Here is a 23,660-nt window from a genome sequence, read left to right on the forward strand (position 1 = left end):
GATGACGACGCGACCGCCCGAGGACCACGGCCTGCGGTTGACCGCGAAGGTGTTCTCCGACATCGAGCGGCGCGACTACGACCAGCCCGAGTTCCGCCAGGCCGTGCACGAGGTGCTGGAGTCGCTGGAACCGGCACTGGAGCGGCACGGCGAGTACGTCGACGGCCGGGTCCTGGAGCGGCTGTGCGAGCCCGAGCGCCAGATCATCTTCCGCGTGCCCTGGACCGACGACAGCGGCGACGTCCACGTCAACCGCGGCTTCCGGGTGGAGTTCAACTCGGCCCTCGGCCCCTACAAGGGCGGCCTGCGCTTCCACCCCTCGGTCGACCTGGGCATAGTCAAGTTCCTCGGCTTCGAGCAGATCTTCAAGAACGCGCTGACCGGCCTGCCCATCGGGGGCGGCAAGGGCGGGTCCGACTTCGACCCCAAGGGCAGGTCCGACTCCGAGGTCATGCGGTTCTGCCAGTCCTTCATGACCGAGCTGCACCGCCACATCGGCGAGTACACCGACGTGCCCGCGGGTGACATCGGTGTCGGCCGCCGCGAGATCGGCTACCTGTTCGGGCAGTACAAGCGGATCACCAACCGCTACGAGTCCGGCGTGCTCACCGGAAAGGGGCTGAACTGGGGCGGTTCGCAGGTGCGGACCGAGGCCACCGGCTACGGCACCGTGTACTTCGTCGGCGAGATGCTGCGCGAGCGCGGCGAGGGGTTCGACGGCCGCCGGGTGGTGGTCTCGGGCTCCGGCAACGTGGCGGTCTACGCCGCGCAGAAGGCCGCCGAGCTGGGCGGCACCGTCGTGGCGATGTCCGACTCGGCCGGCTACATCGTCGACGACTCGGGCATCGACCTCGACCTCGTGCGCGACATCAAGGAGACGCGCGCGGGCCGCATCAGCGAGTACGCCGACCGGCTGGGGCGCGCCAAGCACGTGGACGGCGGCTCGATCTGGGACGTGCCCTGCGACATCGCGCTGCCGTGCGCCACGCAGAACGAGCTGGACCGCCGCTCGGCCGAGACCCTGGTGGGCAACGGCGTCACCGCCGTGGGCGAGGGCGCGAACATGCCGACCACGCCCGCCGCCGTCAAGGTGTTCTCCGACGCGGGCGTGGCCTTCGGCCCCGGCAAGGCCGCCAACGCGGGCGGTGTGGCCACCTCCGGGCTGGAGATGCAGCAGAACGCCTCGCGCGACTCCTGGCACTTCGACTACACCGACCGGCGGCTGTCGGAGATCATGGCCGACATCCACACCATGTGCCGCGAGACGGCGGAGACCTACGGCGCGCCGGGCAACTACGTGCTGGGCGCCAACATCGCCGGCTTCGTCAAGGTCGCCGACACCATGCGGGAGCTCGGGGTCATCTGAGCCCCGCGCCCCGGAGCCCCCGGGGCACCGCAGAGCCGGCGCCGGCCGCGGCGGCCGCCCGGACCCGTGCTTGCCGGCTAGGGCGCGCCGGCGGCCGCGGCGATGACGCCGTGGATCGAGGCCCTGATGCGCCCGGCGGCGGCCGCGGGATCGGGTCGGCCGGTGTCCAGCCAGGCGATGACGGCCTCGACCGCCAGGGCGGGGATGAGTCGGGCCGCCCATTCCGCCCAGGGCCCCTCGGGCAGCCGCCCGGCCAGGTTCCTGCGCGTGGTGTCGACGGACGCGGCGGCGAGGGCGTCGGTGAGGTCGCGGAACTCCGGCTCGCGCGAGGCGTGGCGGAACAGCAGCCGGAACCCGTCGGGGTCGGCGGCCGCCGCCTCCAGCAGGGCCGGGATCGCCTCGTCGCCGAAGCCGTCCGTCCCCACCTGTTCGGCCAGGCGCTCGCAGGCGCGGTCCAGCACCGCCCGGTAGAGGGCGGCCTTGGAGTCGAAGTGCCGGTAGAGCAGCACGCGGGTGATGGCCGCCTCGGCGGCGACGTCGTCCAGGCCGGTCGCCGCGAACCCGCTGCGGGCGAACGCGCGCGTGGCGGCGTCCAGGATCTGCTCGCGCCGGTCGGCGCGATTCATCCGGCGCACACGGTCGGCCGCCTTGTCGTCCGCCTGCCCGGAACCGCCGCCGCTGCGGGTGTCCGTCACGTTCTCCGCCTCCTCGCGAACTCGTTGTTGACTCCTAAGTATACATGTGCTTTTGTTTAAAGCACAGTATACAAATTGGCGTCGACTTCGAGGAGGGCGCATGCCCGCCGCACGTCTTCCGTTCGAGCAGTCCCATCCGCTGGAGGCCCCTCCCGTCCGGCGCGAGCTCCAGGAGCGCGGCCCGATCCACCGGGTGCTCACCGCGGTCGGCGACGACGCCTGGCTGGTCACCGACCACGCGCTCGTGCGCAGCCTGCTGGACGACGACAGGCTCGGCCGCTCGCACCCCGCGCCGGACGAGGCCGCGCGCACCGGCGACTCCGTGCTGTTCGGCGGCCCTCACGGCGACTTCGCCACCGAGCGGACCGACCACGCTCGCATGCGCGCGTTGCTTCGCCCGCACTTCGCGCCCAAGCGCATGCGGGCCCTGCGCCCGCGTGTCGCGGAGCTGACGGCGCAACTGCTCGACGACCTCGACCGCTGCGGCCCGCCCGCAGACCTGCACCGGGCGCTGGCCGTCCCGCTGCCCGTCGCGGTCATCTGCGAGCTGCTCGGCGTCCCCGTCGCCGACCGCGAGCGCTTCCGGACCTGGACGCGGGCCGCCGCGGACACCGGCGACCGCGCCCGCTCCGAGCAGGGGCTGGCCGACCTGTTCGGCTACGGGCTGGAGCTGGTGGCGCGCAAGCGGCGCGAACCCGGCGACGACGTCCTCTCGCGGCTGTGCGCCACCGAGGGCGTCGGCGACGAGGAGGCCGCGATGCTCGGGATGTCCCTGCTGTTCGCCGGGCACGAGACAACGGTCGTGGCCATCGGCCTGGGCGCGCTGCACCTGCTGACCGAGCCGGGCCTGTGGAAGCGCCTGCATGAGGACCCCGGCCGCATCGACGGCGCGGTCGAGGAGGTCCTGCGCGCGCCGGCCAGGCCCTCCGGCGGGATACCGCGCTACGCCCGCACCGCCTTCGAGGTCGCCGGAGTCCGCGTGGACGCCGGTGAACTGGTACTGCTGGACACCGGTGCCGCCAACCACGACCCGGCGGTGTTCCCCGATCCCGAGTGCTTCGACCCCGCCCGCAACGCGGGCGCCCACCTGGCCTTCGGCCACGGCGCCCGGTACTGCATCGGCGCGCCGCTGGCCAGGATCGAGCTGCACGCCGTCTTCGCCGGCCTCGTTTCGCGCTTTCCCGGCATGCGCCTGGCCGCGGAGACCCGCACGCTGTCCTGCGACGGCCGGGCGGTCACGGGCGGCCTGGTGGAGCTGCCCGTGACCTGGTAGGAGCCGGCCGCCGCCGGGGCACCGCTCAGCCGATCCGGCCGACGCCGCCGAAGAGGTAGACGGGATCGGGGACGGCGGCGAAAGGGCCCGACCCGGTGTCCTGCGGTCGCCACTGCGAGCAGGTGACCACGCCCGGATCGAGGAGTTCGGTGCCGTCGAAGTAGCCCTCGATCTGCCCCTGGTCGCGGGCGCAGATCGGGGTGCCGCCCCGCTCGTTCATCTCGCGCATGACCTGGCGCATGGGCTCGCCGTGGATCTCGGCGGTGGAGTGCGTGAGCACGAGGTGGCTGCCCGGGGGCATCGCCCGGACGAGCCGCGACACGACCTCGTAGGACTCGGCGTCGTCGACGACGTGGTTGACCACGCCGAGCAGCATCAGCCCGATCGGCCGGTCGAAGTCGAGGGTCTCCGCGCTCTTGGCGAGGATGGTCTCGGGCTCGCGCAGGTCGGCCTCGATGTAGTCGGTCGTGCCCTCGGGCGTGCTGGTCAGCAGTGCGCGGGCGTGCACCATCACCAGCGGGTCGTTGTCCACATAGACGATGGCGCTCTCGGGCGCGAGTCGCTGGGCGACCTCGTGGGTGTTGTCAGCGGTGGGCAGGCCGGTGCCGATGTCGAGGAACTGGCGGATGCCCGCGTCCTCGACGAGGTAGCGGACCACGCGGGTGAGGAACGCCCGCTCGGCGCGCGCGCCGTCGGGGATGTCGGGGATGGTGGCCAGGACTCCGTCGCCCGCGACCCGGTCGGCCTCGTAGTTGTCCTTGCCGCCCAGCCAGTAGTTCCACACGCGGGCCGAGTGCGGCACCGAGAGGTCGAGGGACGGCGGCGGCGCGTCTCCGCCGGATGCGGGAGTGTGCTCGCTCAAGGGTGGCTCCACGGTTTCAGGGGATGGTGATGGTGTGTCTCGCACTTTTTCGCGCCTCGTGACGCCGGTCAAACCCGACGCGCGGCCCGATTCCGGACTGTGCCCTAAGTTTTGCCCGCGGCGCAGCCTCGGCGGCACGGTCGGGAGGGCCGGAAAATTCGCTCGCCCCGGCTCGCCTCGCCCGGTACGGTCGCCACGTGTTCCCGCCGCGGGAGCCCCTGGGGCCCGCGCGGCTCTCGAAAGTCCCCTCGACGAAAGTAGGTTCCGTCAATGGCATGCCGTATCGGTGAACTCGTGCTCGCCTGCCGCGACCCCGAGGCGCTGGCGCGGTTCTGGTGCGAGGTGCTGGACTTCGTCGTGCTCGACCGCGAGGAGGACTGCGTCGAGATCGGGACGCGGGAAGGGTTCGGCGGCCCGCAGCCGACGATCATTTTCAGCCGCGACGACGAGCCGAAGAAGGCGGACCTCCGGCTGCACATCGACCTCAACGCCACCGACCGCGACCAGGACGCCGAGCTTGAACGCCTCCTGGCCGCGGGGGCCGTGCCCGCCGACGTGGGTCAGACCGGCGAGGAGTCCTGGCACGTCCTCGCCGATCCCGAGGGCAACGAGTTCTGCCTGCTCAAGGCCCGCATCGCCCCGGTGTGACTGTCCGCGTCGGCAACGGGGTGCGGCGCCCGTTCCGAGCAGGCCCTAGTCGAGGTTCTGCAGGTCCTGCAGCAGGTCCCGGCTCGCGGCGCTGACCCGCGGCGCAACGCCCAGGTCGGTGAGCATGTCGGAGGCGGCCTGCATCTCGTCGGCGCGGCGGACGGCGTGCAGGCGGCTGCCCTCGACCAGCCGCTGCACGGTGCCGGCATCGGCGCGCTGCAGCTCCTCGGCGATGTTGCCGCGCAGCCACTCCTCGCACCCGGCGGCGCGCCCGGCCTCCAGCGCCTCGACCACGGCGGCCGCCATCCCCTTGAAGAAGACGCTGCGCAGCAGCTTGCGCTCGGCGGCCAGACCGGCCGGCCCCTCCATCACCTCGACGCCGGCGCCCAGCGGCCCCAGCAGCTCGGCGCAGCGGGCGGCGCTCGGCCCGGAGGCGAGCATCGGGGTGCGCAGGCCGCGCCCGGGGACCGGTGTCATCAGGGCGATGTCGGCGAAGCCGATGCCCGCCTCGGCCGCGGTCTCGGCGAGCCGCCGCTTGAGCTGGGGCGCCGCGGTGTTCAGGTCGGCCCACACGGTGTCGGGGCCGGTTCCGGGCAGGCCGTTGTGCAGCGCGTCGAAGGCGGCCTTGGAGCTGTTGACGCTGAGCACGAGGTCGCACCCGGAGGCGGCCGCCGCCTCGTCGGCCGCGTCGGCGACGCCCTCGGGCGCGCGCTTGGCCGGGTCGTAGCCCTGGACGCGCACCCCGGAGTCGCGCAGGTCGGCGGCGATCAGCCCGCCTGCCTCACCCAGGCCCAGTACGGCGATCCGGACGTCCCTCGCTTGCTCGCCACTCACGGTCGGCTCCCCACAGTCGTCGGTCGAAGCAGGTCTACAGTAATCTGACAACGAAATTGGCGACAATATTGCCGATGGGCTATCGGGGCCGGCGGAGCACCGGGAAGCGAGGGATGGTGGCTACGAACCGCGGGGGATCGCGCTCGCAGCATACGGCCGGAAGTCGGGAGAGGGGCGCGGGGGGCTCTGTCGCCGCGGCGATCCGCGAGGGCATCACCAGCGGCGAGTTCGCGCCCGAGCAGCGCCTCGTCGAGGCGGACCTTTCGGCCCGGTTCGGTACCAGCCGCAGCGCGGTGCGCTCGGCGCTGCTCCAGCTCACCGAGGAGGGCCTGGTCGAGCGCGAGCAGAACCGGGGCGCGCGGGTCCGCGCGGTCTCGCTGGACGAGGCCGTGGAGATCTGCGAGGTGCGGATGATGCTGGAGGGCCTGTGCGCCGCGAAGGCCGCCGAGCGGGTGGACGACGCGCAGTCGGCCGAGCTGCGCGAGATCGGCGACCGGATGCAGCGCCTGGTCGGCGAGGGCGACGTGCTCGGTTACTCCGAGGCCAACCAGCTGCTGCACCGCCGCATCCGCGAGCTGAGCGGCCAGCACACCGCGGGCGCGGTTCTGGAGCGGCTGCGCGCGCAGAGCGTGCGCCACCAGTTCCGGCTGTCGCTGCAGCCCGGCCGGCCCGGTGTCTCGCTGCCCGAGCACCTGGCGATTATCGACGCCATCGGGTCCCACGACTGCGAGGCCGCCGAGCGGGCCATGCGCACGCACCTGGGCAGCGTCATCGGCGCGCTCAAGGAGGTCACTCCCGGCGGCGGCCTGCGGGTGTAGGCACCTGCCCGAGACCCCGGGTTCCGGCGGCCCGGGACCGGCGGCGGCGCGGTCGCGCGGCCCGCTCCGGCGGGCGCGCGGCCGCGCTTTGTCATGTGCAAAGAGCCCTGCGAGGCGCCTCGACCAGCGGAGATCCGCACCACGTGAGCCTTGACACGTGTGATCAAAATTGTTAACAATTTCTTCAGTCATTATGTCGACACTGATTTGAGGCGGTATGACGGAGCATCCGACGCCATCGCCCCGGGCGCGGGAACTCGTCGCGGGGGCCTACGACACCCACATCCACGTCGCACCGGACGTGATGCGGCGGCGGATCGACGACCTCGCGCTGGCTCCGCGCTTCGCGGCGGTGGGACTGGCCGGTTTCGTACTGAAGTCGCACTACGTCCCCACCGCCGAGCGCGCCGCCGTGGTCAACGCGGCGGTGCCCGAGTGCCGCGCGGTCGGCGCGATCACGCTCAACGGCTCGGTCGGCGGCCTCAACCCCATCGCGGTCGACATCGCCGGCCGCGGCGGCGCCCAGGTCGTGTGGCTGCCCACCGTCGACAGCTCCAACCAGCGGGAGTGCACCGCGGCCATGCCCGACGGGGCCACGCCGCCGATGTGGGCGCAGCTCCAGGACGAGCTGCGTGCCGAGGGGATGGCCGCCGACCCGGTCGAGGTCCTCGACGCGGACGGCGGGGTCCGCGAGATCACGCGGCAGGTGCTGCGGGTCGTCGCCAAGCACGACATGACCCTGGCGACCGGCCACCTCAGCACCGGCGAGATCGAGGTCGTCACCCGCGCGGCGCTCGACGAGGGCGTGCGCCGCGTGGTGGTCACCCACCCGGAGTTCACCTCCCAGCGCGTGGCCGCCGAGCGCCAGCGCCGCCTGGCCGAGCAGGGCGTGCTGCTGGAGCGCTGCTTCACCACCCCCTACACCGGCAAGGTCGCGTGGCGCACCTGGGTCGACAACGTCCGCGCGGCCGGTCCGGAGAACTCCGTGCTCTCCAGCGACCTCGGCCAGCCGTTCAACCCCCCGGTCGAGGACGGCCTGGCCATCCTGGCCGACTGGCTCCTCGCCGAGGGCTTCACCGAATCCGAGATCCGCACCATGGCGGTGGCCAACTCCCGGTGGCTGGCCGGTGCCGACAGCGAGCGGGCCGGCGCCGCCACCGCCGCCCAGGAGGGGACCCGATGAGCAATCGACGCATGATGGTCGTGGGCGCCCACAGCGCCGACTTCGTCTGGCGCGCCGCCGGAGCCGTCGCCTGCCACACCGCCGCGGGCGGTGAGGCCGTCGTCGTCGCGCTGTCCTACGGGGAGCGCGGCGAGTCCGGGAAGCTCTGGGAGCAGCCGGGACAGACCGAGGAGAACGTCAAGCGCCTCCGCCACGCCGAGGCCGAGAAGGCCGCGGCCGCGGTCGGCGCCCGCTTCGAGGCGCTGGACCTGGGCGACTACCCGCTGACCGTGGGCCCCGAGGCCGTCGACCGCCTGGCCGAGATGATGCGCGACTTCGCGCCGCACGTGGTGCTCACCCACCCGGAGAAGGACCCCTTCAATCCCGACCACCCCGCGGCCCACGCCGCGGTGGCCCAGGCCCGGCTGCTGACCTCCGGCGCGGGGGTGGCCAGCGGGTTCCGCACCGCGCCGCCGTCGGAGTTCCTGGTCTTCGAGCCGCACCAGCCCGAGCTGTGCGGGTTCGTGCCCACGGTTTACGTCGACATCACCCCGGTTTTCGAGCAGAAGGTGGAGGCCATGTCGGCCATGGCGGCCCAGCAGTACCTGCAGGACTACTACCGACAGCGCGCCGACCAGCGCGGCAACCACGCGCGCAAGGTCACCGGCGACACCGGCATCCGCCAGGCCGAGGCGTTCCACCGGCTGCTGCCGAATGCGGTGGCGTCGCTGTGAGCGGGGCGACGCGAGCAGCGGTGGCCGAGCTCGCCGAGGCGGGTGTGGCCACCGTCTACGAGGCGGCCGGGCGCGCGGGCCTGATCGACATCGGCCTGGAGCCGCTGCTGCCCGGAAGCCGGGTGGCCGGCCCCGCGCGCATCGCGCTGTGCGGGCAGGACGACAACCGCGCCGTTCACGAGGTGATGTCGCGCCTGCAGCCGGGCGAGATCCTGGTGCTGACCATGCCCGAGCCCCGCCCGGTGGCGCTGTTCGGCGACCTGCTGGCCACGCAGGCCAAGGTCCGGGGCGCGGCCGGCGTGCTGGTCGACGCCTCCGTACGCGACGTCGCCGACCTGCGCGCGATGGGCCTGCCGGTGTGGACGCGCTGGCGGCGGGTGCGCGGCGCCACCAAGGACGTCCGCGGCTCCGTCGACGTCCCGGTTCGGCTGGGCGGCACCGGCGTCACACCCGGCGACGTGGTGCTGCTCGACGACGACGGCGCGGCGGCGGTGCCGGCGGACGGGGTCGAGGCCACCGTGGAAGCGGTCCGCGCGCGGATCGCCAAAGAGGACGGCCTGCGGGAGCGCTGGCGCTCCGGAGAACTCAGTTACGACGCCTACGGCCTGCGGGCCGAGGACGACACGGCGGGCAGAGTGCGAGAATGAGCACGCTACTGGAAGTACGGGGCCTGACGAAGCAGTTCGTCAAGGACGACACCGGAATCGTGGCACTGCGCGACTTCGATCTGCAGGTGGAGCAGGGCAGCTTCGTCACGATTTTGGGGCGCAGCGGCTGCGGCAAGTCCACCGCCCTCAACCTGCTCTCCGGGCTGCTGCAGCCCACATCGGGCACCGTGACCTACAAGGGCGGCGCGGTCGACGGTCCCCGCACGGAGATCAGCTACCTGACCCAGAGCGACACCCTGATGCCCTGGCGGGACGTGCGCCGCAACGTCGAGATGCCCATGGAGATCAGCGGTGTCGGCGCCCGCGAGCGGCGGGACCGCGCCATGGAGCTGGTCGAGCGCGTCGGCCTGAGCGGGTTCGAGCACCACTACCCGCGCGAGCTCTCGGGCGGCATGCGGCGCCGGGTCAGCCTGGCCCGGATGCTGGTCGGCAACCCCGAGACCCTGCTGATGGACGAGCCGTTCGGCGCCCTGGACGCCCAGCTGCGCCTCGAACTGCAGACCGAACTGCTGCGGCTGTGGCAGGACAGCGGGCAGACGGTGGTGTTCGTGACCCACGACATCGAGGAGGCCCTGCTGCTCGGCGACCGCGTCGTGGTGCTGGGGCTGCGCGGGCGCCGCGTGCTCGACCGCGGGATCGACCTGCCCCGTCCGCGCGATCCCGACGAGCTGCGCGTGGAGCCGGCGTTCGTCGCGCTGCACCGGCAGATGACCGAAGCGCTGCGCGAGGGGGCGAGATGAGCACCATGACCGAATCGACGCAATCACCGAAGACCGGGGCCGAGTCCCGGGCCGACGTCGTAGCGCTGCAGCGCACCTGGTGGGAGCGCAACGGCCGCACCACCTCCATCTGGGCGGCGCGCATCGCGCTGATCGTCGCCCTGGTCGCGGTCTGGCAGCTGGCCGCCGGACGGCTCTTCGATGCCAGCTTCACCAGCCGGCCCACCGACATCTGGGCCCGCCTGGTCGACTGGAACGCCGACGGCACGCTGTGGATGCACTCCTGGATCACCCTCCAGGAAGTGGTCTACGGCTACGCGCTCGGCTCCGCCGGCGGCGCGCTGCTCGGGTTCGTGCTGGCGTCCGTGCCGACCTTCTACAAGGTCCTGGACCCCTTCATCATGGCGCTGTACGCCATACCGAAGGTGGCGCTGGCCCCGCTGTTCATCGTCTGGTTCGGGATCGAGATGGACATGAAGATCCTGCTCGCGGCGGTGACCGTCTTCTTCCTCGTCTTCCTCAACACCGCCGCCGGCGTGCGCGAGGTCGACCGCGGTCTCATCGACGCGGTGCGGCTCATGGGCGGCGGTCGCCGCGACATCGCGCTCAAGGTGGTGCTTCCCGCGTCGATGACCGGGATGCTCACCGGACTCAAGGTGGCGATCCCCTACGCACTGATCGGCGCCGTGATCGGCGAGCTGGTCGCGTCCAACCGCGGCCTGGGCTATCTGATCAGCAACTCCGCGGCCACGTTCGACACCGCGGGCGTGTTCGCCACACTCGTGGTGCTCAGCGTGATCGCCGCGATCCTCAACTTCCTCGTCGGACTTCTCGATCACCGCGTGAGCCGGTGGAAACCAGCGGAGGCACGGACATGACAACCACGACCAGGCCGCGCCGAGGGCGCGCGGCCGCTGCGGCAGGAGTGCTGTCGGCCCTGGTGTTCGCCACGAGCGCGTGCGCCGGCGGTGCCTCGGACACTCCCGAAGGCGTGCTCAACGTCGGGCAGATCAGCGACTCCGTCGCGTTCTTCCCCCTCTACGTCGCCGAGGAGCGCGGCTACTTCGAGGACGAGGGCGTCGAGCTCGGCGAGCGGCCCCGGCTGGGGACGGGCGCCAAGCTGGCCGCCGCCCTGCAGTCGGGCAGCATCGACCTGGGCGCCGGCGTCCTGACCGACGCGCTCAACCTCTACGGCAGGGACGACTCCACCGAGCTGACGGCGAGCCTGGTCGACAAGTACTACGTCGACATCATCGTCGGCGAGGACTTCGAGGGCCCCGGCCAGGACGCGCCGCTGGAGGAGCGCATCGACGCCCTGAAGGGCAAGAACATCGGCATCACCGGCCCCGGCAGCGGGACCGAGGCGCTGGTGGCCTACCTCTTCCAGAAGAACGGCATGGAGGCGGCCACCGACGCCAAGCTGGTCAACCTGGGCGCCGACCCGCCCGCGGCCCTGGGCGCGCTGGAGTCCGGCCAGGTCGACGCGCTGTCGTTCTTCCAGCCCGTCGCACAGCAGGCCGACGCCACCGGCGTGGGCAGCGCCTACATCTCGCCCTCGCGCGGCGACATCCCCGGGTTCGAGCACACCGCCCACGGTGTCGTCTTCACGACCGCCGACGTCCGCGAGCAGAAGTCCGAGGAGGTCGCGGGCTTCCAGCGCGCGATCGAACGGGCGAACAAGGACATCCGCGAGGACCCGGAGGTCGAGAAGCTGCTGGCCGAGTACATGGAGGGCATCGACGCCGACGCTCGCGCCGAGCTGCTGCCCATCATGCAGGAGGAGGTGCCCGACGGGATCGGCTTCCCCAAGGAGTCGGTCGAGGCGGCGCTGGAGTTCCACGAGTCCACCGGCCTGGTGGAGGACCCGCCCGGCTACACCGACATCGTCCCCAAGGACCTGCGCACCGAGTGAAGCGCCCCTGAACCGTTCACCCGCCCCCACGGCGCCCATCCGCGAACACCGTCCGCGGGTGGGCGCCGTCGTGTTCGCGCGGTCGGTGGAGCGGAGGTGGGAGCGCGGAGGCGGTCAGGGCTCCGGCGACTCCTCGGGGTCGGGCCGGGTGCGGATCTCGTGCAGGGTGACCTGCAGGTGGTGCTCCATGGCCGCGACGGCGTGGGCGGGGTCGCCGGTGAGGACGGCGTCGAGCACCACCTCGTGCTCGGTCGCGGAGGCGGCGGGGTCCTCGGCGGTGGCCAGGAAGCGGAGGTGGCTCCGCTCGCGGCTCTCGGCCAGCGACTGCTCCAGCGCGTCCAGGATCTGGGTCAGGCTCCGGTTGCCCGAGGCCGCCGCGAGCGCCTGGTGGAAGGCGACGTCGGTGCGCAGCCGCGTGGGCACGTCGAGCGGGTCGGCGCGCATCTCGGCGATGGCCTCGCGCGCGCGGGCGATGTGCTCGCGGGTCTGCTCCTCGTCCGGGCCGGCGATGCGCTGGGCTGCCAACCGGGCGCCGTGCACCTCCAGCGCCTTGCGGATCTCGGTGAACTCCATCAGCGCCCTGCGGTCGCGCAGCACCGACAGCGCCACGAAGTCCTCCACGGGCAGGGCGTTGGGCGAGGCGATGACCGCCGGCTTGCCCTGGCGGCGGTGGACGAGCCCCTTGGCCTCCAGGGTCTTCATGGCCTCGCGGAGCACGACCCGGCTCACACCGAAGCGCTCGGCCAGCTCCTTCTCCGAGGGCAGCCGGCCCCCCGGCTTGGCGTCGGGGCCCACGCACAGCTCCTCGATGAAGTCGACGACCTGTGCGGTCAGCGAGTGCGGCCGGGCGCGCTGGGGGCCGCTCCGTCCCGCGGGTTCCTGATCAGCCCGTCCCGCAGACGCTGCCCCCATCGTGTTTCGCCCCGCCCTTCGCTGGATCGGTGTACCTGCGCCTTCAGCCTACAGAGCCGCCCGGCGCGGCGGTCGAGGGCGCAGCAGCCCACAGCACCCGGTGAGCTGCGCCACGCACCGCAGTGCCCCGGCGACGGCCCGCATTATTTCTGCGGACCCGTTGACTGCTTATCAGCTTGTATTACAAGATGGCCGATGGATTCCGCGCGATCGTTCCTGCTCACGGCCCCAACCGGCCGCCGACCGGGGGCGCGGAACCGGTGCGGCGGCCGGCGCAGCGCCGCCACAAGCGGGGGACCCGCCGCCGCACATCGTCAGCCGCAGACTCACGGGGGAGCACGGGTGAACAGCGTGGACAGCACGGACAGGGAAATCTGCATGGGCGAATGGGACGGGCCCGGTCACCAGACGGGTGCCGTCGCCCCGCCCATCTTCCAGACCAGCCTGTTCACCAAGCCGTCCTTCGAGGAGTTCACCCGGCAGCAGGCGGCCGAGCACGAGAACTACGTCTACAGCCGGGGCACGAACCCCACCGTCGCGTTCCTGGAGGAGCGGCTGGCGCTGCTGGAGGGCGGCGAGGCCGCCAAGTGCTTCGGCTCCGGGATGGGGGCGATCAGCGCCGTCCTGGCGGGCCTGCTCAAGAGCGGCGACCACGTGCTGTTCGTCAACAACGTCTACGGTCCGACCCTGGAGCTGGCGGAGTACCTGCGCCGCTTCGGAATCGAGCACACCGTCCTGCCGGAGGCCACCGCCGACATCGAGGACCACCTCCGCGACGACACGGCGCTCATCTACGTCGAGAGTCCCGGCACCCTTCGGATGAAGGTGCTGGACGTGCCCGCGCTGACCCGCGTCGCGCGGCGCCGCGGAATCCGCACGGTCATGGACAACACCTGGTCGACCCCGCTGTTCCAGAAGCCGCTGGCGTCAGGAGTCGACATCGTCGTCCACTCCCTGACCAAGTACATCGGCGGGCACAGCGACGTCGTCGGAGGCGCGGCGATCGGCTCGCGCGAGGTGATCCGCGAGGTCTTCTACAACGGGCACCAGCTCTTCGGCTCGGTCATGTCGGCGCAGGAGGCGTCGCTGGTCCTGCGCGGCCTGCGCACCCTGCCGCTGCGCATGGAGGAGCACCAGCGCAACGCCCGCCGGGTGGTCGACCACCTGGCGCAGCGCCCCGAGGTCCAGGCGGTGCACCACCCCCACGCCGACCACCGCCCCGACGAGGAGATCGTCCGCAGCCAGTTCACCGGGTTCTCCGGGCTGCTCAGCTTCGAGCTGGGCGACGCGACGTTCGAACGGGTCGCCGCGTTCGTCGACGGCCTGTCGCTGTTCCGCATCGGCACGAGCTGGGGCGGCTACGAAAGCCTCGTCACCGCACCGCTGCGGCCCGGCACGGAGGCGGAGCTGCGTTCCCGGGGGATCGCGCCGGGGACCGTCCGCCTGTCCGTCGGCCTCGAAGGCGCCGAACGCCAGATCGAGGACCTCGAAGGGGCGTTCGCCAAGCTGTAGCCGTCGCCCCGACCCACCCCCACCAGTACCGAGAGGATGCTTATGACTTCCCCCCAGGAGGAGACCAGAACACCGCCCCTACCGGGGGTGGCCATGGCTTTGGTCCCCGTGGCCGCGACCGTGGCGATCCTCGTCGGCGGGATCGGAGTGTTGAAGTACCCCGCCGAGCTGATGCTCATCTTCGCGGGCGTGGTGCTCTCCCTGTTCGCCGCCTGGTACGGCACGAGCCTGGCGCAGATCCTCACCGACATGGGCGAGAAGATCAAGCGGGCGCTGCCCGCGATCCTCATCCTGCTCAGCATCGGCATGCTGATCGGCACCTGGATGATCTCCGGCACCATCCCGCTGATGGTCTACTACGGCCTGAAGCTGATCGACCCGGCCTACCTGTACGTCCTCGCGTTCATCGTCACCGGGATCGTCGCCACCTTCACCGGGACCTCGTGGGGCGCCGGCGGGACGATCGGCGTGGCCCTGATCGGCGTCGCGCAGACGATGGACGTCTCGGTGGCGATCACGGCGGGCGCCGTGGTGTCGGGCGCCTACTTCGGCGACAAGCTGTCCCCACTGTCGGACACGACCAACATGAGCTCGCTGGCGGCCGGCGCCGACCTCTACGAGCACATCCGGCACATGCTCTACACCGCCCTGCCCTCGTCGCTGCTGGCGATCGCGGTGTTCCTGGTCGCGGGCAACTCCATCGGCGCCTCGTCGGTCGACCTCGGTGAAGTCGAAGGCACCCTCACCGAGCTGGAAGGGCTGTTCACCCTCAACCCGCTGCTGCTGGTCCCGCCGGCGCTGGTGCTGATCGGCTCGATCATGAAAAAGCCCCCGCTGGTGGTGCTGTTCGTGTCGTCGATGTCGGCGCTGGTGCTGGCCGTGCTGGTGCAGGGTTTCAGCGTCGCCGACCTCTTCGCCGCGACCGTCTCCGGCTTCACCACCGACATGCTGCCCGACGGCGGCGCCGTGTCGGACACGCTCACCGAGCTGCTGCAGCGCGGCGGGCTGTACTCGATGTACCAGTCGGCGTTCTTCGTCTTCTGTGCCTTCTTCTTCGCCGCCGCGCTGGAGAACTCCAACGTCCTGCGCGTCCTGCTCCGCCGGATGATCGAGGGGCTGCGCTCGACCGGCGGGCTGGTGTCCACCACCCTGCTGTCCGGGTTCGCCATCATCAACGGCACCTCCAACGCCCTCGTCACGTTCTTCCTGGTCAACGACCTCTATGGCGAGGCCTACAAGAAGCGGAACCTGCACCCGGTCAACCTGTCGCGCAGCATGGAGGACTCGGTCACCATCACCGAGGTGCTGATGCCGTGGACGGTCTCCGGGGTGTTCTTCGCGACCACGCTCGGGGTGGCCAACTTCGAGTTCCTGCCGTGGGCCGTCTTCAACTGGAGCGGCTTCGCCTTCTCGGTACTCCTGGCCGTCCTGGCGCCGCTGACCGGCGGGTTCGGCATCCGCCGCCGGCAGCCGGAGCCGGAGCCGGAGCCGGAACCGGAGGTCGCGCAGCGCTGACCCCGCGGACGACCGCGCCGCCATCGGACCTGACGAGGGCCGCGGCGCGGTCGTCCCCGTCGGGGTCGGGCGCAGGGAAGCGGGTCACCGCGTCCGAGCGGACGGCCGCCGGCCCGCGGTCCCTCAGAGGCCGAACAGGCGGGCGGCGTTGCCGTACAGGACCGCGCGCAGCCAGTCGTCGCCCCGACCCAAATCCCGCAGCGCCCGCAGCTGCTCGCTGTAGGGATAGGGGATGTTCGGGAAGTCGGTGCCGAGCAGGATCTTCTCCCGCAGGTCCCCCAGGCGCGGCAGCTCGGCGGCGGGGAACGGGGCGGTGCGCTCGGTGAAGCGGGTGAACACCATCGTCGTGTCCAGGTACACGTGCTCGTAGCGCTGGGCCAGGTCCATGAACTCGGTGTACTCCGGGGTTCCGAAATGCGCGACGACGGCCGTGAGGCGGGGGTGCTCGCGCAGGACCTCGGCGAACACGCCCGGGCCGGTGAAGCGCCCGCTCTGCGGTCCGGTGCCGCAGTGCACCACCACCGGCGTGCCGGAGTCGGCCAGCGCGCCCCAGACGCCGGAGAGCAGAGGGTCGCGCGGGTCGTAGCCGCCCACCTGCACGTGGGCCTTGAACACGCGGGCGCCCGCGCCGATCGCGTCGACGACGTAGCCGGCGGCCCCCTCCTCCGGGAAGAACGTGGCGCTGTGCAGGCAGTCGGGGTGCTGCGCCGCGAAGTCGGCGCTCCAGGCGTTCAGCCATTCGGCCATGCGGGGCCGGTGCGGGTAGGCCAGTGCCGTGTAGCGCAGGACGCCGAACGCGCGCAGCAGCGCGACCCGCTCCTCGTCGCCGAGGCGGTAGGTGATCGGCCAGACGCCCTCGCCGAGGGCGTCGAAGAAGGCCCACACCTTGCGCAGCACGTTGTCGGGCATGAAGTGGGTGTGGACGTCGATCAGGCCCGGCAGCCCGAGACCGCGCCACAGCTCGCGCGTGGCGGCGGCCTCGGCGTCCCGCCGTTGGGAGTCGGTCGCATCCGCAGTCACGGCGGCCACTCTAGGCGCCGCCGCTGCACGCCGGCCGCGGCGCGTCCCGCCGCCGCACCGCACACCGCGGAGGTCCGAGGGCCGGGCGCTGCTCGCTGCGCGACGAGGAGGACGGGTACGGACGGTACACCGACCGTGGATACCGACTGGATGGTATGTACGATGGCGGTGCGCCGCATCGGCGGTCCGTCGGGGTCCTCCCGCACAAAGCGTGCGAGGTCGGAGCCGGCGGGGTCGACTGCCATCGTGGCCTCCTCGTCGTGGTCGGGCGTGCCGCCGGCACGGCCGCCCCGGAGACGGGGCGCGGTGGTGATGCTCAACCTGCTGCGGTTCACCCCGCACGGCCGGGCCTCCTACGCGGAGTACACGCGCAAGGCGCGGCCCTTCCTGGAGCGGTACGGAGCCGAACTGCTCTACGCCGGCGACGGCGCGGCGCCCCTGGTGGCCGAGGCAGGCCAGGACTGGGACGCGGTGCTGCTGGTGCGCTACCCGAGCCGGGAGGCGTTCGGCCGGATGGTCGCCGACCCGGAGTACCAGGAGATCACCGGACTGCGGTCCGGAGCTTTGGCCGAGGCGGTGCTGCAGCCGACCGTGCCCTGGACCTCGCGCGGCGGCGCCTGAGCGGGGCGCGGCGGCAGGGCGCGTCCGGCAGCCGCGGTGCGGCCCGGCGCGGGCCGTCGTCACGCAGGCCGGAGAAGCCACCGTCGCCACCAGCCGGATCACCGCCGACGGCGGAGCTGCTGCACGCCTTCGACCCGCCACCCGCCCGACGGCGCCACTTGGACGCCCGGCGATGAGCCCGGCGAGCTGGTGCAGCTCGAAGGGCCGGCGGTCGACCGGCGCACCGGCACCCTCTTCGCCTCATACCGACCGGAGCCCAAGCCCGGGTGCGCTCCCCTCCGCGGGCGGAGGGGAGCGCACTGCTGTGTCGGGCGCGGGGCGGCCCGCGAAGCCGCTCGGTGCGAGATGGCCTGCGGAACATCCGGAAGTATATCGAAACTATCGGCTTCTTTGAGTGGTCGGATTGTCCGGCCAGTGCGGGTGTCCAGGAAGAACATGGTCGCAGTGCTGCACCGGGTCAACGCATGTCGCCCCGAAAACTCCGAAAGTATTCCGGAAATTATTGACAGCTCGAGCGACCACACGAACACTGGCCGTACTGGCAGACCCGCCGGGCCGCGCGCCCGGCCCCTCCGCCAGACCGCACGAGGAGGAAACCCGAACATGAACACATCCCCCACAAGGCGGCGCACCCCCAGCCGCGTCCGCACAAGATCGCTCGTCGGCCGCGTCTCGGCGGCAGCGGTAGCGGTGGTCACGGCCACGATGATGCTGCCCGCTCCGGCAAGCGCGGCCGTCACCACCAACCAGACCGGCACCCACGACGGCTACTTCTACTCGTTCTGGACCGACAGCCAGGGCACGGTCTCCATGGAGCTGGGGTCCGGCGGCAACTACAGCACGCAGTGGAGCAATACCGGCAACTTCGTCGCAGGGAAGGGCTGGAGCACCGGCGGCCGCAGGACCGTGCAGTACTCGGGCAGCTTCAACCCGTCCGGCAACTCCTACCTGACGCTCTACGGCTGGACGAGGAACCCGCTCGTCGAGTACTACGTCGTGGACAACTGGGGCAGCTACCGGCCCGAAGGCGAGTACCAGGGCACGGTGACCAGCGACGGCGGCACCTACGACATCTACCGCACGATGCGCTACGACAAGCCCTCCATCGAGGGCACCGCCACGTTCCCGCAGTACTGGAGCGTCCGCCAGCAGAGGCGGACCGGCGGGACCATCACCGCGGGCAACCACTTCGACGCGTGGGCAAGCCACGGCATGAACCTCGGCAACCACGACTACATGATCATGGCGACCGAGGGCTTCCAGAGCAGCGGCAACTCCAACATCACGCTCGGCACCTCCGGCGGCGGTGGCGGTGGTGGCGGCGGAGGAGGTGGCGGCGGTGGCGGATGCACCGCCTCGCTCTCCGCCGGCGAGCAGTGGGACGACCGCTACAACCTCAACGTCTCGGTCAGCGGTGCCAGCAGCTGGGAAGTGCGGGTCAACGTGCCGTCCCCGGCGAAGGTACTGGCGACCTGGAACGTGAACGCCGACTACCCCGACGCCCAGACCCTGGTCGCCTCGTCCAACGGCAACGGGAACAACTGGGGCATGACGATCGACCACAACGGCAACTGGACCTGGCCGTCGGTCTCCTGCAGCGCGAACTGACCTGACGACAGGCAGCACGCCTCAACCCGTGGCGCGGCGGCACCGGCCGCCGCGCCACACCCGCCGGTTCAGGGCACGAGCAGGGTCTTGCCGACGCTGGTCCGGGACGCGATCGCGGCATGGGCCTCGCGGGCCTCGTCCAGGCGGAAGGTCTGACCGACGGTCGGCCTGAACCGGCCGGCCGCGGCCTCCGCCAGCGCCTCCTCGGCCCGCCGCCTCCTGCCGTCCCCGTCGAGGGAGGGCAGGTCGAACAGGCCGGTGACGCGCACCCCCTTCTCCCGCGCCTCCGCCGCACCGGTCTCGGCGAAGTCGCCGCCGGAGGCGCCGTAGGCGAGCAGGTGGCCACCGCGCGCCGTGATGCCGAAGGCCTCCCGTCCCAGGCGGCCGCCCGCTCCGTCCAGGACGACATCGGGCCCCTTCCCCGACGTGGCCTCGCGGACCCGCCGGGTCCAGTCGGGCTCGGAGTAGTCGACCACGGCCTCCGCACCCAGCTCGCGGGCCAGCGCGAGCTTGCGCGGGCCCCGGGCGGCTCCGATGACGCGGGCGCCCGCGCGGGCCGCCATCTGCACCAGCAGGCTGCCGGCGCCCCCGGCCGCCGCGTTCACCAGGACCCGGTCGCCGGCGGTGAAGCGGGCGGCCTCGGCGAGCTGCAGCGCCGTGGGGCCGTCGTGCAGCAGCGCCAGCGCGGCCTGGCCGTCCAGTCCGCCGGGCAGGCGGACGAGGTAGCGGGCCGGTGCGGCGACCAGCTCCGCGTAGCCGTCGGTCGGGGTCAGCGGCACGTGGGTCTCGGGATCGCGCTGCCCCGTCTCGGCGAGCACCTCGGCGCCCACGAGCCCGGGGTCCGCACCCTCTCCGACGGAGACGACCCGGCCCACCACCCCGCTGCCGGGGACGTAGGGCGGCCGCATCCGGAAGTACTCCCGCCCCCATCCCGAACGGAGCTGGGCGTCGAGGAACATGACGTCCGACGCCGCCACCGCGACGAGCACCTCGCCCGGACCGGCCTGCGGATCCGGCCGGTGCGCCGGACGCAGAACCTCGGGGCCGCCGAACCGCTCCGCCTCTGCAACACGCATGATCTGGTCGCCTTCCCGCTGCTGGTGACTGAACGACGCGCACCAGTCTTGTTCCTCAACCAAAGTTGAGGTCAACCGCGGGCCTCCCGCGCCCCCCGGTCACGCGCCCCGGTAAAGCCCGGCGGCCACAGCCCGGCGGCGCTCGGGACGGCAGAGGACGTCGGCGCTGTCGGTGTACTGGTCGATGCTGCCGGTCGGCGGAAGCGCGCGTACAGCGCCGTCGGCGACCGTCTCCAGGAGGGCCTGGGCGAAGCGCTCGGCGTGCAGGACCCGGAACGGTCGGGCGTGGTAGGGGCGGGTGCGCGGGTTCAGGTCGGGGGTGAGGCCGAGGGCGTTATGCGCGGCAGCGACGCGCTCGTAGGCCGCGGCCAGGTGGTGCTCGCGGTCGCGCCAGGACGCGGCGGCCGTGGCGGCGGTCAGCAGCGGGGCCAGCGCCGGCGCGCAGGGGAGTCGAGCGAAGGCGCTGCCGAGCCACTTGCCGTAGGGAGGATACCGGCGCGCCATCAGCAGGCACAGGCGCATCAGGTCGCGCACCACCCGGGCCGCAGCCACCGCCGAGCCGCACTCGTCTCCCACCTCTCCACAGCGTCCGACGAACGCCTCCTCCTGGCTGATGCGCTGCCACTGGCACGCCAGGACGTAGCGCCACACGTCGTCCGGATACCAGGACAGGCGTCGGCGCACCGCGCCGAGGTCGCCCAGGCCGTCGTGGAAGACCGCCCCGCCCGTGGTGTCGGCCAGCACCTGGGCGGGAGTGGCCAGCCAGTCGAACAGAGTGGTGTCCGATCGCGGATCGAAGCCGAGGTGTCCGGTGAGCCAATCGCCGAGACCGGTGATCGCGACCGCGTGGTGCGGACGCCCGGCGGAGGCCCGCATGTGCCGGGTGCCGTCCGCGCCGACGGGTTCCAGATTCGTGGGATAGCCCCGAAAGGTCGCAGGCAGGCGGCCGGTGAGCAGATCGGCGACGGCGTCCGCGTGCCGTTCGGCGTCGTGCCCGCTGAGGAACACCTGCAGGCGCGGCCCCCAGTCGTGGTCGGTGGAGCGGACCGTGTCGAACCCCACTACCTCCGAGCCCGGGCCGATCAAAGCGGCCGTGTGCACCAGGTGCGGCACGGCGTCGCTCAGCGCCGGTCCGACGACCTCTCGGTAGAGGTCGCCCGCCAGCCGCAGTCCGGGGACGAAGTCGTCGGCCATGCGCCGCATGGTGCCAAACCGCGGCGCGCACGGCGAAGGGATTTCGGTGCGCGAGGGCCCGCCCGGCGGCCCGGCGGGGTGCGGGAGGGGGTCTGTGGGGCGGGGTGGGTGCGACTCGGCGTTGGACGAGGCGCTGACCTGGCCGACGGTCCTCGGCGGTGTCGGCGTCGTAGTCTGCGTGGGCGTCGCCGTGCGCATCCGGCTCGGTACGGGCGCGGCCAGGAGGAAGCTCGCGAGAGGAAGGGGTCCCCGTGTTCACCGGACTCAGTGCGTTCCCGCTCACGCCGACCACCGACGACGGGATCGACGAAGCGGCCTACGAGCGCATGGTCGGCCGGATCGCCGCCTCCGGCGCCGACTCGGTCGGCGCCCTCGGATCCACCGGCGGCTACGCCTACCTCGGCCGGCGGGAGCGTGCCCGCGCCGCCCGGTTGGCGGTGCGCAGCGCCGGCACCGTGCCGGTGATGGTCGGTATCGGGGCCCTGCGCACACGCGACGTGCTGGAGAACGCCGAGGACGCGCAGCAGGCCGGGGCCTCTGCTGTGCTGCTGGCGCCCATGACCTATCAGCCCCTCACCGATGACGAGGTGTTCGGGCTGTACGAGGACGTCGCCGCACACCTCTCGGTGCCCCTCGTCGTCTACGACAACCCGGTCACCACACATGTCTCCTTCAGCGACGAGCTGCACGGCCGGATCGCGCACCTCCCGGGCGTCGCCTCGGTCAAGATCCCGCCGGTTCCCGCCGACCCGGGCGAGGCGCGCGCCCGCGTCGCCGGGCTGCGGGCGGCCGTACCCGCCGACGTGACGATCGGTGTCAGCGGGGACGGGGCGGGCGCGGACGGCCTGCTGGCCGGCTGCGACGCCTGGTACAGCGCCGTCGCCGGCGTCCTGCCCGAGGCCTGCCTCGCCGTCGCGCGGGCGGCCGCCGCGGGGGAGGCCGAGCGGGCCCGCGCCCTGTCGGCGGAACTGGATCCGCTGTGGGAGCTGTTCGTCCGCTACGGCAGCTACCGGGTGATATCAGCGATCGCCGTGGAGCTCGCTCTTGCCTGCGAGCCGAACCTGCCCCGCCCGGTCCGCCCGCTCGACGCAGCCGGCCGCCGCGCGGTCGCCGCGGCGCTCGACACGATAGGCCGGACCTCCTGACCGCCCGCTGCGCCCCCGAACCGCAGGACGCGGCAGCCGGGCCCCGCCGCACCGCGGGGCCGAAGGCCGGCCGTGTCATTCGGGAGCGGCCCGGCGGCCGAAGCGGTCGCGGTCGGCCGCCGGGCCGAGGCCGGTCCTGCGCCGCATCAGGGTCCGCAGGTCGGCCGCCGTTCCCGGGCCGCTCGCGGCCGCCACCGCCTCCACGCGCACCTCCCCGCACTCGACGAGGAAGCCCCGTCCTGGCACCAGGCGCCTCGATCCTTCTCGTCGAGGCCGGCGGCACGGTCAGCACCGGCGGCCGCCACGAGAAGAGCCCCGAGGCGTCGAGTCCGCGCGCCGTCGCGAACCGGGCGATGTCCGCATGAGCGGTCCGGGCCGCTCGTGCGGCGGCGCGGCGGCGCGGTGCGTCCGGCGCGAGCCTGGGTGCAGCGCGGCCACCCTCGGCCCTCCCCAGCGTGGCGCCGCGCGCCTACCGTGGCTTGCATGGACACGGACAACCCGCTGGGAGGGTTCCTGCGAGCGCGCCGCGGACTCGTGCGGCCGGAGGACGCCGGAATCCCGGCTGGGCCCCGGCGCCGGGTGGCGGGCCTGCGCCGGGAGGAGGTCGCGATGCTCGCGGGTGTGAGCACCGACTACTACGTGCGCCTGGAACAGGGCCGGGAGCGGCACCCCTCCGCGCAGGTCGTCGACGCCCTCGCCCGGACCTTGGACCTGGGCGAGGACGAGACCTCCCACCTGCACCGGCTGGCGCTCCCGCTGCCGGGCCGGCGCCGCCGCGCCGCACGGCGGGAGCAGGTGAGCGCGAACCTGGCCCGGATGATGGCGGCCTGGCCGCAGACCCCGGCCCTCGTGCTCGGCCGCCGCCTCACCGTGCTGGCGCACAACGCGCTGGGCGGCGCCCTGTTCGACGGCCACGCCTACAGCAGGGACCTGGTCCGGCTGGTGTTCCTCGATCCGGACGCCCGTGAGTTCTACCCGGACTGGGAACGGGTCGCCGCCAACACGGTCGGCGGCCTGCGCGCGGCCGTCGGGACGGACCGCGACGACCCGGAGCTGGTCGAGACCGTGGGGGAGCTGTCACTGCACAGCGCGGAGTTCCGCCGGCTGTGGGCCCGCCACGACATCCGGCAGAAGAGCCATGACACCAAGCGGTTCCGGCACCCCCTCGTCGGTGAGCTGACGCTGGGCTACGAGGCGCTGAGCGTCAACAGCGCCCCCGGCCAGCAGGTCGTGGTCTACCACGCCGAGCCGGGGAGTCCGTCCGCGCAGGCGCTGTCCCTGCTGGGCAGCCTGACCGCCGGCACAGGGCGGCCCGCCGGCGAGCGCGACCGCGTCCGCGAGTAGAGCCGCCTACCGCTCCACCCGC

Annotated in this window: 24 protein-coding genes; 16 read left to right on the forward strand and 8 right to left on the reverse strand. The window is 72.6% G+C overall.

What is annotated here, in order from left to right:
• Position 1 precedes the first annotated feature (1 nt).
• Entirely contained in the window at positions 2–1,366 is a 1,365-nt protein-coding gene (gene gdhA, locus ABEA15_RS13375) for an NADP-specific glutamate dehydrogenase (RefSeq protein ID WP_345556883.1), read from the forward strand.
• A 77-nt stretch (positions 1,367–1,443) separates the two neighbouring features.
• Here gdhA and ABEA15_RS13380 read toward each other — a convergent pair whose 3' ends face one another.
• Positions 1,444–2,061 carry a TetR/AcrR family transcriptional regulator gene (locus ABEA15_RS13380; RefSeq protein WP_345556884.1) on the reverse strand — a complete coding sequence of 206 codons (618 nt, stop codon included), beginning with the start codon at positions 2,059–2,061 and terminating at the stop codon, positions 1,444–1,446.
• 100 nt (positions 2,062–2,161) lie between these two features.
• Here ABEA15_RS13380 and ABEA15_RS13385 point away from each other — a divergent pair, with 100 nt between their 5' ends.
• Positions 2,162–3,334, forward strand: a complete 1,173-nt coding sequence (locus tag ABEA15_RS13385; RefSeq protein ID WP_345556885.1) for a cytochrome P450 — start codon at positions 2,162–2,164, stop codon at positions 3,332–3,334.
• Between the two features lie 25 nt (positions 3,335–3,359).
• Here the strand turns inward: ABEA15_RS13385 and ABEA15_RS13390 are convergent, their stop codons facing one another.
• On the reverse strand, positions 3,360–4,196 hold the full coding sequence (locus tag ABEA15_RS13390; protein ID WP_344146379.1) for an SAM-dependent methyltransferase: 837 nt from the start codon (positions 4,194–4,196) through the stop codon (positions 3,360–3,362).
• A 270-nt stretch (positions 4,197–4,466) separates the two neighbouring features.
• Here ABEA15_RS13390 and ABEA15_RS13395 point away from each other — a divergent pair, with 270 nt between their 5' ends.
• Positions 4,467–4,844, forward strand: a complete 378-nt coding sequence (locus ABEA15_RS13395) for a VOC family protein (protein ID WP_344146376.1) — start codon at positions 4,467–4,469, stop codon at positions 4,842–4,844.
• A gap of 45 nt (positions 4,845–4,889) precedes the next feature.
• Here the strand turns inward: ABEA15_RS13395 and ABEA15_RS13400 are convergent, their stop codons facing one another.
• Positions 4,890–5,678: an NAD(P)-dependent oxidoreductase gene (locus tag ABEA15_RS13400; RefSeq protein ID WP_345556886.1), complete on the reverse strand. Its 789-nt coding sequence runs from the start codon at positions 5,676–5,678 to the stop codon at positions 4,890–4,892.
• 113 nt (positions 5,679–5,791) lie between these two features.
• On the opposite strand from ABEA15_RS13400, the gene ABEA15_RS13405 reads away from it, so the two are divergent.
• The 7 genes from ABEA15_RS13405 to ABEA15_RS13435 all read left to right on the forward strand — a co-directional run bounded on the left by ABEA15_RS13405 (position 5,792) and on the right by ABEA15_RS13435 (position 11,691).
• Complete coding sequence (locus tag ABEA15_RS13405) at positions 5,792–6,496, forward strand: GntR family transcriptional regulator (RefSeq protein WP_345556887.1); 705 nt, start codon at positions 5,792–5,794, stop codon at positions 6,494–6,496.
• Positions 6,497–6,713: 217 nt separating this feature from the next.
• Entirely contained in the window at positions 6,714–7,679 is a 966-nt protein-coding gene (locus tag ABEA15_RS13410; RefSeq protein ID WP_345556888.1) for a DUF6282 family protein, read from the forward strand.
• A complete protein-coding gene (locus tag ABEA15_RS13415) occupies positions 7,676–8,392 on the forward strand; it encodes a PIG-L deacetylase family protein (protein WP_344146364.1) in 717 nt (238 codons plus the stop codon). The genes ABEA15_RS13410 and ABEA15_RS13415 overlap by 4 nt, the downstream gene beginning before the upstream one ends.
• Entirely contained in the window at positions 8,389–9,039 is a 651-nt protein-coding gene (locus ABEA15_RS13420; protein ID WP_345556889.1) for a 4-carboxy-4-hydroxy-2-oxoadipate aldolase/oxaloacetate decarboxylase, read from the forward strand. Before ABEA15_RS13415 ends, ABEA15_RS13420 begins: the two co-directional genes overlap by 4 nt.
• The gene (locus ABEA15_RS13425) at positions 9,036–9,800 is read left to right on the forward strand and encodes an ABC transporter ATP-binding protein (RefSeq protein ID WP_344146358.1); all 765 of its coding nucleotides are present in this window, start codon (positions 9,036–9,038) and stop codon (positions 9,798–9,800) included. The genes ABEA15_RS13420 and ABEA15_RS13425 overlap by 4 nt, the downstream gene beginning before the upstream one ends.
• Complete coding sequence (locus tag ABEA15_RS13430; RefSeq protein ID WP_344146355.1) at positions 9,797–10,657, forward strand: ABC transporter permease; 861 nt, start codon at positions 9,797–9,799, stop codon at positions 10,655–10,657. Before ABEA15_RS13425 ends, ABEA15_RS13430 begins: the two co-directional genes overlap by 4 nt.
• Positions 10,654–11,691, forward strand: a complete 1,038-nt coding sequence (locus tag ABEA15_RS13435; protein ID WP_344146352.1) for an ABC transporter substrate-binding protein — start codon at positions 10,654–10,656, stop codon at positions 11,689–11,691. Before ABEA15_RS13430 ends, ABEA15_RS13435 begins: the two co-directional genes overlap by 4 nt.
• 114 nt (positions 11,692–11,805) lie before the next feature.
• Here the strand turns inward: ABEA15_RS13435 and ABEA15_RS13440 are convergent, their stop codons facing one another.
• A complete protein-coding gene (locus ABEA15_RS13440; RefSeq protein ID WP_344146349.1) occupies positions 11,806–12,603 on the reverse strand; it encodes a FadR/GntR family transcriptional regulator in 798 nt (265 codons plus the stop codon).
• A gap of 378 nt (positions 12,604–12,981) precedes the next feature.
• Here ABEA15_RS13440 and ABEA15_RS13445 point away from each other — a divergent pair, with 378 nt between their 5' ends.
• Entirely contained in the window at positions 12,982–14,115 is a 1,134-nt protein-coding gene (locus ABEA15_RS13445) for a trans-sulfuration enzyme family protein (protein ID WP_345556890.1), read from the forward strand.
• A 42-nt stretch (positions 14,116–14,157) separates the two neighbouring features.
• On the forward strand, positions 14,158–15,630 hold the full coding sequence (gene nhaC / locus ABEA15_RS13450; protein WP_345556891.1) for a Na+/H+ antiporter NhaC: 1,473 nt from the start codon (positions 14,158–14,160) through the stop codon (positions 15,628–15,630).
• 123 nt (positions 15,631–15,753) lie between these two features.
• On the opposite strand, the gene ABEA15_RS13455 is transcribed toward nhaC, so the two are convergent.
• Positions 15,754–16,590, reverse strand: a complete 837-nt coding sequence (locus tag ABEA15_RS13455) for an amidohydrolase family protein (RefSeq protein WP_345556984.1) — start codon at positions 16,588–16,590, stop codon at positions 15,754–15,756.
• 372 nt (positions 16,591–16,962) lie between these two features.
• On the opposite strand from ABEA15_RS13455, the gene ABEA15_RS13460 reads away from it, so the two are divergent.
• Positions 16,963–17,271 carry a DUF1330 domain-containing protein gene (locus ABEA15_RS13460; RefSeq protein WP_425579395.1) on the forward strand — a complete coding sequence of 103 codons (309 nt, stop codon included), beginning with the start codon at positions 16,963–16,965 and terminating at the stop codon, positions 17,269–17,271.
• Between the two features lie 603 nt (positions 17,272–17,874).
• Positions 17,875–18,879, forward strand: coding sequence for a glycoside hydrolase family 11 protein (locus ABEA15_RS13465; RefSeq protein ID WP_345556893.1), 1,005 nt, complete (start codon positions 17,875–17,877; stop codon positions 18,877–18,879).
• A gap of 68 nt (positions 18,880–18,947) precedes the next feature.
• Here ABEA15_RS13465 and ABEA15_RS13470 read toward each other — a convergent pair whose 3' ends face one another.
• Together ABEA15_RS13470 and ABEA15_RS13475 are read right to left on the reverse strand one after the other, a co-directional pair.
• The gene (locus ABEA15_RS13470; RefSeq protein WP_345556894.1) at positions 18,948–19,955 is read right to left on the reverse strand and encodes a zinc-binding dehydrogenase; all 1,008 of its coding nucleotides are present in this window, start codon (positions 19,953–19,955) and stop codon (positions 18,948–18,950) included.
• A 99-nt stretch (positions 19,956–20,054) separates the two neighbouring features.
• Positions 20,055–21,149 (reverse strand): DUF4037 domain-containing protein, encoded by a 1,095-nt coding sequence (locus tag ABEA15_RS13475; RefSeq protein WP_345556895.1) that lies wholly within the window; start codon positions 21,147–21,149, stop codon positions 20,055–20,057.
• A gap of 251 nt (positions 21,150–21,400) precedes the next feature.
• Between ABEA15_RS13475 and ABEA15_RS13480 the strand changes: the two genes are divergently transcribed.
• Complete coding sequence (locus ABEA15_RS13480; RefSeq protein ID WP_345556896.1) at positions 21,401–22,294, forward strand: dihydrodipicolinate synthase family protein; 894 nt, start codon at positions 21,401–21,403, stop codon at positions 22,292–22,294.
• 75 nt (positions 22,295–22,369) lie between these two features.
• On the opposite strand, the gene ABEA15_RS13485 is transcribed toward ABEA15_RS13480, so the two are convergent.
• Positions 22,370–22,540 carry a hypothetical protein gene (locus ABEA15_RS13485; protein WP_345556897.1) on the reverse strand — a complete coding sequence of 57 codons (171 nt, stop codon included), beginning with the start codon at positions 22,538–22,540 and terminating at the stop codon, positions 22,370–22,372.
• A 237-nt stretch (positions 22,541–22,777) separates the two neighbouring features.
• Here ABEA15_RS13485 and ABEA15_RS13490 point away from each other — a divergent pair, with 237 nt between their 5' ends.
• Entirely contained in the window at positions 22,778–23,638 is an 861-nt protein-coding gene (locus ABEA15_RS13490) for a helix-turn-helix transcriptional regulator (RefSeq protein ID WP_345556898.1), read from the forward strand.
• Positions 23,639–23,660: the final 22 nt, after the last annotated feature.

Origin of the sequence: Streptomonospora halophila (assembly GCF_039542725.1) — a bacterium.
GTDB classification, from domain to species: domain Bacteria; phylum Actinomycetota; class Actinomycetes; order Streptosporangiales; family Streptosporangiaceae; genus Streptomonospora; species Streptomonospora halophila.

Bases quoted from the DNA above. Each gene is read 5' to 3' on its own strand.
- gdhA (WP_345556883.1), top strand. From the start codon at position 2: ATGACGACGCGACCGCCCGAGGACCACGGCCTGCGGTTGACCGCGAAG.
- ABEA15_RS13385 (WP_345556885.1), top strand. From the start codon at position 2,162: ATGCCCGCCGCACGTCTTCCGTTCGAGCAGTCCCATCCGCTGGAGGCC.
- ABEA15_RS13395 (WP_344146376.1), top strand. From the start codon at position 4,467: ATGGCATGCCGTATCGGTGAACTCGTGCTCGCCTGCCGCGACCCCGAG.
- ABEA15_RS13405 (WP_345556887.1), top strand. From the start codon at position 5,792: ATGGTGGCTACGAACCGCGGGGGATCGCGCTCGCAGCATACGGCCGGA.
- ABEA15_RS13410 (WP_345556888.1), top strand. From the start codon at position 6,714: ATGACGGAGCATCCGACGCCATCGCCCCGGGCGCGGGAACTCGTCGCG.
- ABEA15_RS13415 (WP_344146364.1), top strand. From the start codon at position 7,676: ATGAGCAATCGACGCATGATGGTCGTGGGCGCCCACAGCGCCGACTTC.
- ABEA15_RS13425 (WP_344146358.1), top strand. From the start codon at position 9,036: ATGAGCACGCTACTGGAAGTACGGGGCCTGACGAAGCAGTTCGTCAAG.
- ABEA15_RS13430 (WP_344146355.1), top strand. From the start codon at position 9,797: ATGAGCACCATGACCGAATCGACGCAATCACCGAAGACCGGGGCCGAG.
- ABEA15_RS13435 (WP_344146352.1), top strand. From the start codon at position 10,654: ATGACAACCACGACCAGGCCGCGCCGAGGGCGCGCGGCCGCTGCGGCA.
- ABEA15_RS13440 (WP_344146349.1), bottom strand. From the start codon at position 12,603: ATGGGGGCAGCGTCTGCGGGACGGGCTGATCAGGAACCCGCGGGACGG.
- ABEA15_RS13445 (WP_345556890.1), top strand. From the start codon at position 12,982: ATGGGCGAATGGGACGGGCCCGGTCACCAGACGGGTGCCGTCGCCCCG.
- nhaC (WP_345556891.1), top strand. From the start codon at position 14,158: ATGACTTCCCCCCAGGAGGAGACCAGAACACCGCCCCTACCGGGGGTG.
- ABEA15_RS13460 (WP_425579395.1), top strand. From the start codon at position 16,963: ATGCTCAACCTGCTGCGGTTCACCCCGCACGGCCGGGCCTCCTACGCG.
- ABEA15_RS13465 (WP_345556893.1), top strand. From the start codon at position 17,875: ATGAACACATCCCCCACAAGGCGGCGCACCCCCAGCCGCGTCCGCACA.
- ABEA15_RS13470 (WP_345556894.1), bottom strand. From the start codon at position 19,955: ATGCGTGTTGCAGAGGCGGAGCGGTTCGGCGGCCCCGAGGTTCTGCGT.
- ABEA15_RS13475 (WP_345556895.1), bottom strand. From the start codon at position 21,149: ATGGCCGACGACTTCGTCCCCGGACTGCGGCTGGCGGGCGACCTCTAC.
- ABEA15_RS13490 (WP_345556898.1), top strand. From the start codon at position 22,778: ATGGACACGGACAACCCGCTGGGAGGGTTCCTGCGAGCGCGCCGCGGA.